The organism is Mycolicibacterium aromaticivorans JS19b1 = JCM 16368, assembly GCF_000559085.1.
Classification (GTDB): domain Bacteria; phylum Actinomycetota; class Actinomycetes; order Mycobacteriales; family Mycobacteriaceae; genus Mycobacterium; species Mycobacterium aromaticivorans.
In genome coordinates, this window is record NZ_JALN02000001.1 from 1429632 (window position 1) to 1445150 (window position 15519).

General features: G+C 65.4%; 13 protein-coding genes. 5 read left to right on the plus strand and 8 right to left on the minus strand.

Annotation, left to right across the window (positions count from 1 at the left end):
• Window positions 1-7: 7 nt before the first annotated feature.
• The 5 genes from Y900_RS06935 to Y900_RS06955 are packed head-to-tail and all read left to right on the plus strand — an operon-like array spanning window position 8 to window position 5561.
• A complete protein-coding gene (locus Y900_RS06935; protein ID WP_051659930.1) occupies window positions 8-1360 on the plus strand; it encodes a bifunctional o-acetylhomoserine/o-acetylserine sulfhydrylase in 1353 nt (450 codons plus the stop codon).
• A gap of 11 nt (window positions 1361-1371) precedes the next feature.
• The gene (gene metX, locus Y900_RS06940) at window positions 1372-2511 is read left to right on the plus strand and encodes a homoserine O-acetyltransferase MetX (RefSeq protein ID WP_036340536.1); all 1140 of its coding nucleotides are present in this window, start codon (window positions 1372-1374) and stop codon (window positions 2509-2511) included.
• Window positions 2508-3242, plus strand: a complete 735-nt coding sequence (locus tag Y900_RS06945; RefSeq protein ID WP_036340539.1) for a class I SAM-dependent methyltransferase — start codon at window positions 2508-2510, stop codon at window positions 3240-3242. Before metX ends, Y900_RS06945 begins: the two co-directional genes overlap by 4 nt.
• An 11-nt stretch (window positions 3243-3253) precedes the next feature.
• Window positions 3254-4429, plus strand: a complete 1176-nt coding sequence (locus Y900_RS30190) for a sensor domain-containing diguanylate cyclase (protein WP_051659931.1) — start codon at window positions 3254-3256, stop codon at window positions 4427-4429.
• Window positions 4419-5561 (plus strand): GGDEF domain-containing protein, encoded by a 1143-nt coding sequence (locus Y900_RS06955; RefSeq protein ID WP_036340542.1) that lies wholly within the window; start codon window positions 4419-4421, stop codon window positions 5559-5561. The genes Y900_RS30190 and Y900_RS06955 overlap by 11 nt, the downstream gene beginning before the upstream one ends.
• Here Y900_RS06955 and Y900_RS06960 read toward each other — a convergent pair.
• From Y900_RS06960 to Y900_RS06995, 8 genes are all read right to left on the minus strand, one after another.
• Window positions 5558-7069 carry an FAD-dependent monooxygenase gene (locus Y900_RS06960; RefSeq protein ID WP_036340545.1) on the minus strand — a complete coding sequence of 504 codons (1512 nt, stop codon included), beginning with the start codon at window positions 7067-7069 and terminating at the stop codon, window positions 5558-5560. The genes Y900_RS06955 and Y900_RS06960 overlap by 4 nt on opposite strands.
• Window positions 7066-7677 (minus strand): TetR/AcrR family transcriptional regulator, encoded by a 612-nt coding sequence (locus Y900_RS06965; RefSeq protein WP_036340548.1) that lies wholly within the window; start codon window positions 7675-7677, stop codon window positions 7066-7068. Before Y900_RS06965 ends, Y900_RS06960 begins: the two co-directional genes overlap by 4 nt.
• Before the next feature lie 82 nt (window positions 7678-7759).
• Window positions 7760-10096: a CocE/NonD family hydrolase gene (locus tag Y900_RS06970; protein WP_081845014.1), complete on the minus strand. Its 2337-nt coding sequence runs from the start codon at window positions 10094-10096 to the stop codon at window positions 7760-7762.
• A gap of 88 nt (window positions 10097-10184) precedes the next feature.
• Entirely contained in the window at window positions 10185-12005 is a 1821-nt protein-coding gene (locus Y900_RS06975; protein ID WP_051659934.1) for an AMP-dependent synthetase/ligase, read from the minus strand.
• Window positions 12006-12041: 36 nt separating this feature from the next.
• A complete protein-coding gene (locus Y900_RS06980; protein WP_036340552.1) occupies window positions 12042-13289 on the minus strand; it encodes an acyl-CoA dehydrogenase family protein in 1248 nt (415 codons plus the stop codon).
• A 15-nt stretch (window positions 13290-13304) separates the two neighbouring features.
• A complete protein-coding gene (locus Y900_RS06985; RefSeq protein ID WP_036340556.1) occupies window positions 13305-14183 on the minus strand; it encodes an SDR family oxidoreductase in 879 nt (292 codons plus the stop codon).
• Window positions 14184-14196: 13 nt separating this feature from the next.
• A complete protein-coding gene (locus Y900_RS06990; protein ID WP_036340559.1) occupies window positions 14197-15066 on the minus strand; it encodes a MaoC/PaaZ C-terminal domain-containing protein in 870 nt (289 codons plus the stop codon).
• Complete coding sequence (locus Y900_RS06995; protein WP_036340563.1) at window positions 15066-15506, minus strand: type II toxin-antitoxin system Rv0910 family toxin; 441 nt, start codon at window positions 15504-15506, stop codon at window positions 15066-15068. The genes Y900_RS06990 and Y900_RS06995 overlap by 1 nt, the downstream gene beginning before the upstream one ends.
• Between the last annotated feature and the right edge of the window lie 13 nt (window positions 15507-15519).

Here is a 15519-nt window from a genome sequence, read left to right on the forward strand (position 1 = left end):
TTTTCATATGAGCACACCCACGACCGAGGATCCGACTGCTTCGTGGTCCTTCGAGACCAAGCAGATCCACGCCGGCCAAACCCCAGATGCCGCGACGCACGCCCGGGCACTGCCGATCTACGCCACCACGTCGTACACGTTCGACAACACCGACCACGCGGCCGCGCTGTTCGGGCTGGCCGAGCCGGGCAACATCTACACCCGGATCATGAATCCGACCCAGGACACCGTCGAGCAGCGCATCGCCGCCCTCGAAGGTGGCGTGGCCGCGCTGTTCCTGTCCTCCGGGCAGGCAGCGGAGACGTTCGCGATCCTGAACATCGCCGAAGCCGGCGATCACATCGTGTCCAGCCCGCGGTTGTACGGCGGCACCTATAACCTGCTGCACTACACGCTGCCGAAGCTGGGCATCGAAACGACGTTCGTGACCGACCCCGACGACCCGGAGTCCTGGCAGGCGGCTGTCCGGCCGAACACCAAGGCCTTCTTCGGCGAGACGATCTCCAACCCACAAATAGATGTGCTCGACATTCCGGCGGTGTCGAGGGTGGCGCACGATAACGGGGTTCCGCTGATCGTCGACAACACCATCGCCACGCCCTATCTGATTCAGCCGATCGCCCACGGCGCCGACATCGTCGTGCACTCGGCGACCAAGTACCTCGGCGGTCACGGCACGGCCATCGCCGGGGTGATTGTCGACAGCGGCAAGTTCGACTGGACCGCAAGCGGGCGCTTCCCTGGTTTTACAACACCGGACCCCAGCTATCACGGCGTGGTGTTCGCCGAACTCGGGCCGCCCGCCTATGCACTCAAGGCGCGCGTCCAGCTTCTGCGCGACCTCGGCTCCGCGGGGTCGCCGTTCAACGCCTTCCTGATCGCGCAAGGCCTGGAGACGCTCAGCCTGCGGATCGAGCGCCACGTGTCCAACGCGCTGAAGGTGGCCGAATACCTGGCCGGGCGCCCCGACGTGGTGTCGGTCAACTACGCCGGGTTGCCGACCTCACCGTGGTACGAACGCGCAAAGAAGTTGGCGCCCAAGGGGACTGGCGCGGTATTGGCCTTCGAGCTGGCCGGCGGCGTCGAGGCCGGTAAGGCGTTCGTCAACGCGCTCACGCTGCACAGCCACGTCGCCAACATCGGCGACGTGCGTTCGCTGGTGATCCATCCGGCGTCGACCACTCACCAGCAGCTGTCCGCCGAGGAGCAGTTGGCCACCGGCGTCACGCCGGGTCTGGTCCGACTTGCCGTCGGCCTCGAGGGCATCGACGACATCCTGGCCGACCTGGAGCGCGGCTTCGCCGCCGCCAAGTCGGTGTCGGCGGATGCCTCGGACCCGCGGGCCGTGGCGGCCCTTTGAGTGAGCCTGACATGACTATCTCGGATGAACGTGTGATGACCCTGCCCGCCGAAGGTGAGATCGGCGTCGTCGACATCGGCCCGCTGACGCTGGAAAGCGGCGAGGTGCTCGAGCATGTGTCGATCGCGGTGCAGCGCTGGGGCGAGCTCTCCGCGGACCGTGACAACGTCGTGGTCGCGCTGCATGCGCTGACCGGCGACTCGCATCTGACCGGGCCTGCCGGGCCGGGGCACCCCACCCCCGGCTGGTGGGATGGTGTCGCGGGCCCCGGCGCCCCGATCGACACCACCCGCTGGTGCGCGGTGGCCACCAATGTCCTGGGCGGTTGCCGCGGCTCGACCGGCCCCAGCTCGCTGGCCCGCGACGGCAAGCCCTGGGGTTCACGATTCCCCATCATCACCGTGCGGGACCAGGTCAATGCCGACGTGGCCGCGTTGGCCGCGCTCGGCATCACCGAGGTCGCGGCGCTGGTCGGCGGGTCGATGGGCGGCGCCAGGGCGCTGGAATGGATGGTCGGCTATCCCGACCGGGTGCGCGCGGCGCTGGTGCTGGCCGTCGGGGCCCGGGCGACCGCCGACCAGATCGGCACGCAGAGCACGCAGATCGCAGCGATCAAGGCCGATCCGAACTGGCAGGGCGGCGACTATCACGGCACCGGCCGCCGCCCCGACGTCGGGCTGCAGCTGGCCCGCCGGTTCGCCCACCTCACCTACCGCGGTGAGGTTGAGCTGGACAACCGGTTCGGCAATGCCGCCCAGGACGACGAGGACACGCTGGCCGGCGGCCGGTACGCCGTGCAGAGCTACCTGGAATACCAGGGCGCCAAGCTGGTCAACCGGTTCGATGCGGGCAGCTACGTGACGCTGACCGAGACGCTGTCCAACCACGACGTCGGGCGCGGACGCGGTGGCGTGGCGGCTGCGCTGGGCTCGTGCCCGGTGCCGACCGTGGTCGGCGGGATCACCTCGGACCGGCTCTACCCGCTGCGGCTGCAGCAGGAGCTGGCCGGATTGCTGCCGAACTGTGCGGGGCTCAACGTCGTCGAGTCGATCTACGGGCACGACGGCTTCCTCGTCGAGACGGACGCGGTGGGCGAGCTCATCCGCCAGACCCTCGACCTGGCCGACGGCAAAAGTCGCCGCACGCCGTGACGGAGTCGCAGCGCGAACGCTCGCTGTCCTTCGGGTCCGAGGCCGCCGCCTACGAGCGCGGCCGCCCGTCGTATCCGCCGGAGGCCATCGACTGGTTGCTGCCACCCGATGCGCGCGACGTGCTGGACCTGGGTGCCGGTACCGGCAAGCTGACCACCCGGCTGGTCGAGCGCGGCCTGGATGTGGTGGCCGTCGATCCGTTGGCCGAGATGCTGGAATTGCTCAGCTCCGCGCTACCCGACACCCCCGCGCTGCTGGGCACGGCCGAGCAGATCCCGTTGCCGGACAACAGTGTTGATGCGGTGCTGGTTGCACAGGCCTGGCACTGGTTCGACCCTGAGCAAGCCGTCGCCGAAGTGGCCCGGGTGCTGCGGCCGGGCGGGCGGCTCGGATTGGTGTGGAATGCCCGCGACGAACGCATGGGCTGGGTCAAGGACCTCGGACGCATCATCGGCCACGAGAACGCGCAGTTCAACGACGCCGTCACGGTGCCCGAGCCGTTCGTCGACGTCGAGCATCACCGTGTCGAGTGGACGAGTTACCTGACGCCGCAGGCACTGATCGACCTGGTGGCGTCGCGCAGCTACTGCATCACGTCACCGGCGGATGTCCGCACCCAGACCCTCGATGAGGTTCGCGAGTTGCTGACAACGCATCCGGCACTGGCGAACTCGACCGGACTGGCGTTGCCCTACATCACCGTGGGCATGCGGGCCACTCTCGGCGATTAAGGTTGGTGGACATGGGGGTGTCCGCCGAACAGTGGCTGGCAGCGCTGGGCGCCGCTGCGGTGGCGGCGTTCCACTGCCGGCGTCACCCGGACGGGATCGTCATGGTCTCGCGCACACCGGAATTCGTCGGCGTCATGCAGACTCTCAGCGGTGTGCTGGACGAACCAACCCTGCTGTCCCAACTGAATGCGCGGTGGCCGACGGTATCCGGAAGCGCACCGTTCGAGGTGGTGGACGATACCTTGACCTGGCGGTGCGTCCTACAGTCGACCGACGGCGCGGACGACGACCATCTCGCAATTCTGGTTCTGCCGCACGAGCACCGCATGCCCAACAATGCGTTCTCGACCATCGTAGAGAACCTGCCTGACATCGTCACCCGCTATACGAGCGGGTTTCGATGTCTGTACGCCAATCCCGCGTTGGGTGAGGCCACCGGCGTCCCGGCCGAGGCCCGATTCGGCAGGACCTTGGCCGAAATGGTCGCGCCGGCCGAGCTCGCAGCGGATTTCGAGGCGGCCTACCGACGAGTGGTGGACACCGGCGCGCCGGTGGAGTTTGAATTCGACTACACCGGGCCCGCCGGTCTATGTCACTACCTCGGCCGGGCGACCCCCGAGTTCGACCACAGCGGACAGGTCAGCGCCATCCTGGCCGTGATCCGCGATGTCAGCGAAGTAAGACGCCTCCAGCATCAGCTGGAACACCTCGCCCGCACCGACCCGCTGACGTCGCTGCTGAACCGCCGCAGTTTCACCGACCGACTGGACGTCGAACTGGGTCGCGTCCGCGCCGGGCAGGCCGGCCTCAGCCTGCTCATGCTGGACCTCGATCACTTCAAGCAGATCAATGACAGGTTCGGACACGTTGCCGGCGACCGGGTGTTGGAGGCCGTCGGACGAATCTTGACGGCGGAAACCCGTCCCCACGACGTGGCAGCGCGACTAGGCGGCGACGAGTTCTGCATCGCACTGATCGATACCTGTGCCGATGAGGCGCGTGCGGCGGCAGATCGGATTCGCCGACAAATCAGCACTATCGAGGGCGAGGACGGCACACCGATCGGGGTTAGTGTCAGTGTGGGTGTCGCCGTCGCCGACGACAAGGACATCACGGCGCTGGATCTGCTCGCTCGGGTCGACGCATTGATGTACCAGTCGAAGCACGGCGGCCACCGTGAGCGATGACGTGCTCGCATGGTTCGCCGCGGCGAATGTGCCCGCCTTCCTCTGTCGCCGTGACGAGGAACGGGTCGAGATCGTGGACCGCACAACCGCGTTCACGGCTGAAGTCGACACGCACGCCGGCCTGCTCGACGAACCCGGAATGCTGGCGCAGTTGCCGGCGGCGTGGCCCGCATCTCGCAGCTCACCTGCGGTGACCCCCCTTGCCGGTCTACCCGACTGGCAGTGCGTACTACAGGCATTGGACGAGCCGCCAACTCTCTGCGTGGGGATCCTGCGTTTCTCGACTGTCGCCCAGCGCGACAACGACACGTTCTTCACCACAGTGGAAGCGTTGCCCGATATCGTTGCGCGACTTGATCGCAACCATCGACACGTGTACATCAATCCGACGATCGAGCGCTTCACCGGACTGTCCACCCAGCAGTTCATCGGCAGGAGCAAACGCGAGATCGGCTTGCCTCAGCAGTTGGTCGAGGTGTGGGAACCGTTGGTCAACAAGGTATTCGACACCGCCGAGCCCGCCGAACAGGAGGACGTGCTCCCCACGGTGCACGGGCCCCGTCACTTCCTGACCCGGGTAGTGCCCGAATTCAGGCCGGACGGTGCGTTCCACACCGTGCTCAGCACATCGCACGACATCACTCATCTCAAAGAACTGCAATGGCAGCTGGAGCTGTTGGCCAGGACCGACCCCCTGACATCTGTGATGAATCGGCGCGGCTTCATCGAGCGTGTCGAGGCCGAACTGCTGCGCGTAGGTCAACGCGAAGGACGTCTGAGCCTGCTCGTGCTCGACGTCAATGATTTCAAAGCCATCAACGACTCGTTCGGACATGCCGCGGGCGACAGCGTGTTGATCGCGATCGGCGAAGTGCTTCAGGGGGAAACACGGGACGACGACTTCGCCGCTCGCCTCGGCGGTGACGAGTTCTGCGTTGGATTGGTCGACGTCGACGACACCCATGCGGCATCTGTGGTCGAGCGAATTCGATTACGCATCAACGCCATTGGCGTCGACCTGAGCATCGGACTGGCAAGCGCCGGCGAACACGACCACAGCGTGTCCGATCTGCTCAACCGGGTGGATCAGCTGATGTATCGGGAGAAATCCCGAAGGCGCGACCGGTCTTAGCCGGCCGTCCCGAACCAGCGCCCCAACGCCGCCTGCAGTTCTTTCGCGTCGATGGCTTCGAAATCGTCTGCGGCCCAAGCCACACAGCCGTCAGGCCGGATGAGAAGGGCGGCGGGGCCGCCGGTGAGTTGCGCCTCGACGATGTCGACGCGGTGGGCCCAGCCCTCCGCGGCCGCCGCGGCGGCGCCACCGCACAGCTCGAGCAGCACTGGCCTGGCGTTGTGCAGCAGGCCCGCCACCGGTCGCCCGTCGTCAAGGGTGAGGTCCGGCACGAGGTAGCCGGACAGCGGGTGGTCGTCGCCGACGTCGTAGCGCACGTCCGAGCCGGCGAGCAGCCGCCCCAGGTGCTGGCTGACCTCAGGGATCGCGATCAACTCGGTGAAAAGCGTTCGTAGCTCGGCCACTTCGGGGCCCGACGCCATCAGTGCGCTCTGAGCCATCGAATGCATCATGACCCGCCGGCCCACCGGATGACGTTCGGTTTCATAGCTGTCGAGCAGACCGGGCGGCGCCCAGCCGTTGACATCGGCGGCCAATTTCCAGCCGAGGTTCACCGCGTCCTGCAGACCGAGGTTCAGCCCGGGACCACCCATCGCCGAGTGCACATGGGCGGCGTCGCCGAGTAGCAGAACGCGTCCGGCCCGGTAATGCTCGGCCTGCCTGGTGTTCTGGCCGTCGATCCGGCGCTTCGCATGCGGGCCAGGACCGCGCGGCTCCTCCAGCGGCACATCGACGCCCAGGATCCGCTGAAGGCTGGCGCGCAATTCGACGAGTGTCAGAGGACCGTCCTCGTCGGCGCGGCCTTCCTCCCGGGTTCCGACCAGCAGCACACCCGGCTGCAGGCTGCCGGCCAGCACCATACCTCTGTCGAACCTGTTGTGCCCGAACGGGATATGCCCCACCCCGGGGATGTTCAAGCCACCGTCTGGTGCTCGAAGCTCGTCGGGCACCTCTACCTGCGCCAGCCGCGCGACGGTCTCTGACGTGGTGCCGGGGAAGTCGATGCCGACGCGCTTGCGCACCAGACTGCGGCCACCGTCGGCCCCCACGAGGTAACCCGCGCTCAGCTCATAGACACCGTCGGGGGTGGCGACACTCAGCGCGACACCGTCCTCGTCCGGCTGGAGCCCGGTCAATTCGTGTCCCCACCGCAAATCCACGCCGAGGTCGCGGGCGCGCTTCTCCAGCAGCCGCACGAGCCGGGGCTGCGGCATCATCATCGCGTACATCGGGCTGCTGGACGGGTCGGGATAGGCCAGCTGCATCCCGGAGAACATCCACCCCGGCAACGCCTGCGGCCTGTCCTGGCCGGTGAACGCCGAATAGAGCCCGCGCATGTCGAGCATCCGGACCACCTGTCCGACAAGACCGTTGGCCTTGGGCTCGTCACTGGCAGCCGGCAGCGCGTCGAGGACGACCGGGGTGATCCCGGCCAGGGCCAGCTCACAGGCCAGCATCAGGCCGTTGGGCCCGGCGCCGGAGATGACGACTTCGTGGTTCTCGGTCATGACGATGTCCTCTTCGGTTCGGGAAGGCCCGCGACCACATCGGCGAAGCCGCGGCGCATCAGGCCGACGATCGGAACGGGTGGGTCGGCGGCGATGTAGGTGTCCATTGCGGCTTCGGCGACGGCGCGGACGCTGGCGGCCACGAGGCGGGGGTACATGTCGCGCACCGGGTCGGTCCCGGTCCGCTCGGCGATCGCCTGGACCCATTCGGCCATCAGGTTGTCGGCCAACGCATTACGCACCTCGTTGGCCATGGTCAGCTCGACGAGCTGATCCAGTTGCGCGCGCGACGGCGCGAAGTCCTCGCCCATCTCGGCGAGCATGGGTTCGAGCACCGACTCGGTGATCGCCGTCCACAGCGGCTCGCCCGCAGGCCACGACCGAAAAGCAGTCAGGCTGCGGCGCATTCGCTCGATCTGACGATAGGCGATCGCCTCGTATTTGCCTGCGAAGTAGTTGTTGAACGTACGCAGGGACACCCCGGCGCGCTCCGCGATGGCCTCCCGGGTGACGTTGTCCAGCCCGCGCTCGAACACCAGATGCAGCGCGGCGTCGCTGAGCGCCCTGCGAGTGTCGGCCTTTTTGCGTTCGCGCAGTCCCTCGGTCATGTCGCCACCGTACGCGCAAAGTTGCATACCGTGCAATATTGCCTGTCAGGCAACTTTGGCTAGGGCGCACGAACCGCCGACGTTAGGCGACCGCCACCGGCTGCTCCTGATCAGCGTTCGCAGCGGTCGGCAGTTCCAATTTCACGTCGGTGATGTTGATGACGCCGTACTGGGTGAGGTTGAGCCATGCGGTTGCCGATCCGACGATTTGCAGTTCGAGATTGGAATCCGGGTTCATCGTGTAGGCCAGGTAGGACAGCGGCACCTCGACCGTGTGTTGCTGCCCGTCAAGAGTCACAGGCACGGGAGTGACTTGGTTTCCGACCACCAGGCCAGTGTCTTTGTCGACGATCTGGGCATAGACCGCATTGCCGCCCGTACCCGTGGCCAGGCCGGAGTACGTCATGGTGAGCGTCGGGGCGCCGACCACCTCAGTGGTCTGCACGGGGTTCTTGATCGCGACGTTGACAGCAATCTTGGCCGGAGCGCCGTCGGTGTAGTTGAACGGCGAGGGAGCCACGCTCGGGCCTGAACCGCCGATCAGTGGGATCATCGGCAGCAGACCACCGCTGCCCGTCGTCGTCAATGGCGTGCCGTAGAAGGCGGGGTTCGAGGGGAGTTGCGACGAGGAGAAGTAGTTGCCGTTCTGGTCGACCCATTCGAAGGCCGGTCCGGTGTCGATATCGTCGCCCTTGAGGTACTTGTTCATCCACGCCAGGGTTTCATCTCCCACCCAGTTGACATCGTCACCCGGATTGGTCAGACACGTGCCATGGCCACCGCAGAACCACAACATCTTCACCGCGACGCCGTTGGCGGCCAACATCTGCGCGTTGAGCACGGCCTGTTGCAGCGGGAAGATCGTGTCGACGGTGCCCTTGATCAGCAGGGTCGGCACGGTGACCCGTCCGGTCAACACAGCGGGGCCGTTGCTGGTCAGGAAGTTCAGCACAGGATCAAGCAGGATGTTGAATATCGGGGCGGTGACCGTACCGATATAGAGCAACGGATTGGCGCGGGTACCGGTGAGAGCGAAGTTCAGCGCGAGCAGGAGTCCATAGGTGGTTCGGACCGCTCCGGCGAACGGTGCCAGCACCTGAGGAATGTTGTTCCACGCGATTTCGGGGGCCAGCGCATCGATACGGCTATCGATCGCAGCGGCATTGAATTGAATGCCACCGCCGTATGATCCGCCGACCATACCCACCCGCGGGTCACCAGGGCCATCGAGCTGCGTTGTCGGCAGCGTGGCGATGTAGTCGAGAATCGCCGATACGTCACGGCCCTCGAACTGTGGGTTGTCGAGCTGCAGTACACCCGTCGAGGCGAATTCACCGCGGGGGTCCCACGTCACAACGTTGTAACCGGCATCGCGGAGATCCTGCATGGTCGCCGAGTCGGCCGCGATCAGCTGACTCGGATCGGTGTTGCCCGGTTCTGCTGCTCCCGGGCTGTTGAGGATGGTCGGGGCGGACTGACCGGCGGTCAGCCCGCTGGCCGGAAAATAGTTGGTACTGATCCGGGTGCCATCGAACGACGTCACAGTCACGGTGTAGGCAATCGGCTGCCCGGTCGGGTTAAGTGAACTGGGCGTAATCGTGACGGGAACCAGCGTAGAGGTGCCAATCAGGGGCGCCAACAACGTGTTCAGGACGGGCACCTGATGCAACTCGTTCAGGACCGGCTGCACCACCAAGGGCCCGAGCAGGGGTATAGCCAACAACGCTCGGTCGAATCCGGTCACCTCCGATGCAAGTACGGTGAACTGCTCGGACCCGGAGGTGAGTGCGGCGAAATTGGGCAGGAACGTGAAGTTCCCGGTTGCACCGTTCAGGGTCACTTTTGCGCCGTCCGCCGGCGTGCGCACAACGACGTAGGTCACCGGGTTGCCGTGAATTGTCGTGAGTCCGGTGTTGGTGCCGGTGATGACACCGTCGTCGACCACCACCGTCGGCGCATAGCCGATGCCGGATGTGGCCACCGTGGACTGCTCCTGCGCGGCGGCGGCGGGACCGAGTTCCCGACGGGCTGCCGCCAGCAGCGTCCACGCCGCCGGAGTGTCAGGGCTGACCGGATTTCGCCCCGGCGATGTGCCCCACGCCGCTGAGGCCGCGGCGCGCGAAACCCGGATGGGCGACGAGACGGCCGCAACCGTGGCCGCGGGTGCCGGAGTTGAGTCTGTGGTGGTGACGGGCCGGGTCGACTCGGCTTTGGTTCGCGCGGTGTAGCCGGTGGCCGGACGGTGCGCCGGTTTCGAAGACGATGCGGACCTTGCGGAAGCGCTGGACGAGGTGTGCGATGGCGTGGAGCCGGAGTCTGGTGCCGCCGAGGCCGTCCCACACCCTATGGCGAGTGCCGCCCCGACACCCAGCGCTACGGCCAGGCCGCCGACTCTGCCGACGTATTTCGCTGAATCCATGACCGCTCCTTTGCGTTGTCACACCGAACTGTTGTGAGTTTTGTTGGCATTCAGTTGTTTATGGGGTTGCTCGCCGCAGTCAAGCGACTTACTTCGAAATTTCGCGGGAAGAAGGCTTTCGAGAGTTGGCGTAGAGTCGATCGATCTCGGCGGCGTACTTGTGGGCGATCGGGGTGCGTTTGAGTTTCGCCGTAGGTGTCAGCTCGTCGCCGCCGGGCTCCCAGAATGCGGGGACCACGTGGAAAGTTTTGACCTGCTCAACTCTGGAAAGTTTGGCGTTGGCTGCGGCAATCCCCGCTTCGATTTCGGCCGCGACCGCGGGGTGTGCGGACAGAACCTCCGGGACCGGCTCGACGCCGAGCTGCTGGGCGCGCTTGGCCGCCTCGTCTGCGTCCAGGGCGATCAACGCCACCACGAACGGTCGCGCATCGCCGACGGCGACCGCCGAACCGATCAGCGGACACGCCACTTTGAGATGGTTCTCGATGTTGGCCGGCGACATGTTCTTGCCGCCGGAGTTGATGATCAGTTCCTTCTTGCGGTCGATGATCGTCACGTAGCCGTCGCGGTCGACGGTGCCCACGTCACCGGTGGCCAACCAGCCGTCGGCATCGACGACGGCGGCCGTCTTCTCCGGTTCGTTTCGATAGCCGCGCATCACACTGGGGCCACGTACGAACAACTCGCCATCCGCCGCGACTCGAATATCCACCCCCGGAACGGGTTTGCCGACGGTGCCGATGCGAATGGCATCGGGTGGGTTGACGGTCGCCACCGCAGTGAGTTCCGACATACCCCAGGCCTCGCAAACCGGCAGCCCCAGTCCCAGCACGAATTCCAAGGTCTCGCTTGCGATCGGCGCCGCACCGGAGAGCGCGATCCGGACCTCGCCCAAGCCGACCCTGCTCCGGATTCTTCTGAGCACCAGATATTCTGCAGCCGAGGCCTGTACGCGGTCGGCAATGTTCAGCGCGTCACCGCTGGCCCGCTTGCGCCAGAGCCGCGCGCCGGAGGCGATCGCCCACCGCGCCATCCGTCCGGTCACTCCACCCTGGGCGCGCAGGACTTCTTGCAGCGCGGCCTGGATTTTGTACCAGAACAGCGGGACTGCCACGAAAACCGTTGGCTTGACCTCCATCAGCGTCGGCAGCAGCAGTGTCCGGTCGGCGACCGTCGTCACGGCCGCACCGCTGACGGCGGGGCCGTAGTGCCCCACGTATCGGTTGACGATATGTGCGTCCGGTAGGTACGACACAACCCGGTCGTGTTCATCGATGGTGGCGAGGTCGTAGAGGGGTGTGAGGTTGGCCAGCAGGTTCGCATGCGTGATCTCGACCCCCTTGGGTGCACCCGTGGTGCCCGAGGTGTACACGATCGTCAGCAGGTCGTCGCGACCGACGGCCTGCCATGTCGCGTCGAAATCGAATCCCGGTTCACCCGAATGCGCCAACTCCGACAGGGCGATCGTGCCTGGCGGGCCGGCGTCGACGCAGATCACGTGCTGGACCTTGGTTCCGATCCGGGCCGCTTCGAGAACCGGCAGATACTGGTGTTCACAGATCACTACGAGGTTCTCGGCATTGGTGAACAGATAATTGATCTGCTCGGCCGAACTGGTGTTGTATACCGAGAACGGGACCGCCCCAAGGTGATAGGCCGCCGCGTCGACCACGTTGAACTCCGGCCGGTTGGTCAGCATCAACGCCACCGTGTCACCGCGCCCAACACCGAGTGCCGACAGCCCTGCGGCGACATCACGGACGCGGTTGCCGTATTGCGCCCAGGTGAGGGTGGTAGCACCGTCGGCGCTGCGCAGCGCGACGCGGTCGTGGTGCGTCACCACCGTCTCCTGGAACAACGCGCACAAACTGCGCGCATTTCGGACAGTGTCAGCGGTTCGCACGGGCATACTGACCTCTCTCGCCTTCGCTACGTCGGCTCGGGGTCATCCGGCGAGCAACCCTTTGGCGATATGGGTCACTTGGATCTCGTTGCTACCCGCGTAGATCATCAGTGACTTGGCATCGCGGGCAAGCTGTTCGACGCGGTACTCGGTCATGTACCCGTTGCCACCGAACAGCTGTACCGCCTCCATAGCCACCTCAGTTGCGGCCTCCGATGAGTAAAGCTTCATCGCCGAGGCCTCCGCGAGCGACGGCAATTTGCCGGCCCGGGCGGCCTCAATCGCAGAGAACACCATGTTCTGAACGTTGACGCGGGCGACCTCCATCTTCGCCAACTTCAGTTGGATCAATTGGAAGGCGCCGATGTCCTGCCCCCACAATCGGCGACTCTTGGCGTATTCGATGCATAGCCGGTGACATTCATTGATGATTCCCAGCGACATCACGGCGATGGCTACGCGCTCGGCGGCGAAATTCTGCCTGGCGCTGTCGCGTCCATCACCAGAACCATGAGCTTCCCGCTCGCCGAGCAGCCGGTCCGGGGACAACCGGACGTTGTCGAAGAACAGCTCCCCTGTCGGTGAGGAGTGCATGCCCATCTTGTGAAAGGGCTTGCCCTGGACCAATCCGGACATACCGGCATCGAGCACGAAGGTCAGCACCGGACGGTTGCGCCGGTCGGTGCCGGTGCCGTCGTCAAGCTTTGCGTACACCACGATGGTATCGGCGTAGGGCCCATTGGTGATGAACGTCTTCTGGCCGTTGAGCAGGTAGTCGTCACCGTCGCGTTTGACATACGTCTGCATACCGCCGAAAGCATCAGAACCCGCGTCCGGTTCGGTGATGGCCCAGGCTGCGACTTTCTCCATCGTCACCAATGGCGGCAACCAGCGTTCTTTCTGGGCCAACGTTCCGCGGGCAGCAATCGTGGCCGCCCCTAAACCGAGGCTCACCCCCGCCGCCGCGACCAACCCGAGGCATACGCCGCTCAGCTCGGCGACCAAGACGGCCACCATCGACATCTGTTCTGCCACGTTTGCGCCACCGGGCTCACGCCGATCCGAGGCCTGCGGCTCGCCTTCGCCGCGGGCCCGTTCCCGAGCAAGCATCTTCTGCACCTGTTCTGCAGCCAGCGCGTCCAACCCGAACTGGGCGAACAGCTTTCGGATGATCGGGTACGGGGCAAGCTCGCCGCTCTCCAAGGCGTCGGTGTGCGGTCGGATCTCCTTGTCGATGAAACTCCGCACCGCGTCTCGGACCATGAGGTCAGCTTCTGACCACTCCATCATCGGGAAATCCCCTATCTAGCGATGCATCTCGGGCAGCCGGGTGGCGATGTCGTCGATCTCCCAGGCGCCATCGGTCTCGATGGTGGCGACGTCGTGCCAGCCGCGAAGCCGTGATATCGCCCCGCCCTGGACCGCGTACACCGCTCCCGTGATGGGGCATTTCTCCGTCGCCAGGTAGGCGACCAGTGGTGCGATGTTGGCGGGACTGAACAGGTCGTGCTCGCCCTCTTCCGGCTCGCCCATGAGTGTCCCCATGCCCGGCGTGGCCAGCGTCAGCCTGGTGCGGGCGATCGGTGCGATGGCGTTCACCCGCACGCCGTAACGTTCCAGCTCTTCGGCCGCGATCTGGGTCAGAGCAGCAATCGCGGCTTTGGCCGCACCGTAGTTGGCCTGGCCGGCATTGGCCAGTGTCACACCGGAACCCGACGCGGTGTTGACCACCGCCGCAAGGGGCTGGTTGCCCGCTTTGGATTGATCCTTCCAGTACGCGGCCGCGTGGCGCAGCATGGCGAAGTGGCCCTTCAGGTGCACTGCGATCACCGAGTCCCACTGCGACTCATCCATCCCCGCGATGAAGGCATCGCGCAGGATTCCGGCGTTGTTGATAAGCACATCCAGTCGCCCGAACTCGTCGATCGCCTGCTGTACCAGCGCTCGCGCGCCATCCCAGTCCGCGACGTTGTCGGTGTTGGCGACGGCGCGACCACCTGCGGCGGTGATCTCGGCGACGACGTCGTGCGCTGGCCCTTCGTCAGCGCCCTCGCCGGAGTTGGTGCCGCCGAGATCGTTGACCACGACCGAGGCTCCCTCTCGCGCGAAGAGCAATGCATGCTCACGGCCGATGCCGCGGCCCGCACCGGTGATGATGGCGACGCGCCCGTCCAAGACTCCCATGACGTTCTCCTTCTCAGCTCTCGTCAATGACTTCGGCCAGACCGTCAGTGATCACGAGATCCTCACCGCGTGCGGTCTGGAATGCGTAGGTGGCGACGCCCGCCGACGATCCGGACTTCCAGATCTGGGTCTCCAGGTCGTCACGGGGTAGTACCGGCTTGGCGAATCGGACCGCTAACCGCTTGAGCCGCTTGACATCAGAGCCCGCCACCTCGGCGAGCAGACCCCACGATGTCATTGCCATCGTGCATAGACCGTGCGCGATGATCCCGGGCAGCCCGGCACTGCGGGCTATTTCGTCGTCGAGGTGGATCGGCATCGGATCGCCCGAGGCGACCGAGTACCGAAAGGTCTGATCCGCGTCTACGTGTGCGACAGCCTTGGCCAGCATCGGTTCTGCGAGCAGCCGTTCGTCGAACTTGTGATTCGGGCTCAGTTCTCCCAGCTTCTTACCGGCATCGTAGTTGCGCACGAACACCGTCACGTACTGCTCGTTGACCAGTTCACCGGCCTCGGTGCGGCACTCGAGGTAGACGGCGGCCCGGGTGCCGTTGGACAATCCTTCATATCCGATCATCTTGCCGCGCGAGACGAGCTTGTCCCCGGGCACAATCGGGCGATGGAAGTGGAAGTCCTGCTCGCCGTGGACTACTCGCGGAACCAGTTCTACCGGCATGACATCGACGGTGGGCGACATCATCGAGTCGAAGACCGGCACGATCGCGAACACCGGCGGCGCAATATCACCGTTCAGGTGCGCCTCGATGGGGTCATTGGTGGCTCGAGCGTATTCCGAGATCTTCTCGGCAGTGACCTCGAAGAGTTCGGGGTCGGTCCAGAGGCCGACATTCGCATCGTCGAATTCTGAGTCGGGACCTGGCATCAGATAGCCGCCGTGGCAAGGGATTGCAACTGATCCAGCGACAGATCGAGCTGCTTGATCCCGTCCTTCTCCACGGCCTTGCCCAGCGCACCTTTGATCAGCGCGCCCTCGAAGTCTCCGTTGACCGATATCGTGGAGCCATCGCCGTCGGGGCTGACCTCGAAGCGAAAGCTGCACTGCACGCCCGCCATTCCCGTTCCGGTCAGCGCAACGACACGGGGTGCCTGATATTCGGTGACTGTCCAGTCGATCTTGTTCGCCATGCCCAGCATCACGATCTTGGCCAACAGCTTGCTACCCGCCGACGGTGCCGATGGCGGCGTTTCCAACCACTTCTCGTGGACGCTGAACCATTTGTCCCAGTCGCTGAAGTTGCCGATGACGGAAAAGACGGCGTCCGGACTGGCGTCGAGGTGCCGGGTTGCTTCGATGTGACCCATGAGTTCTCCTTGC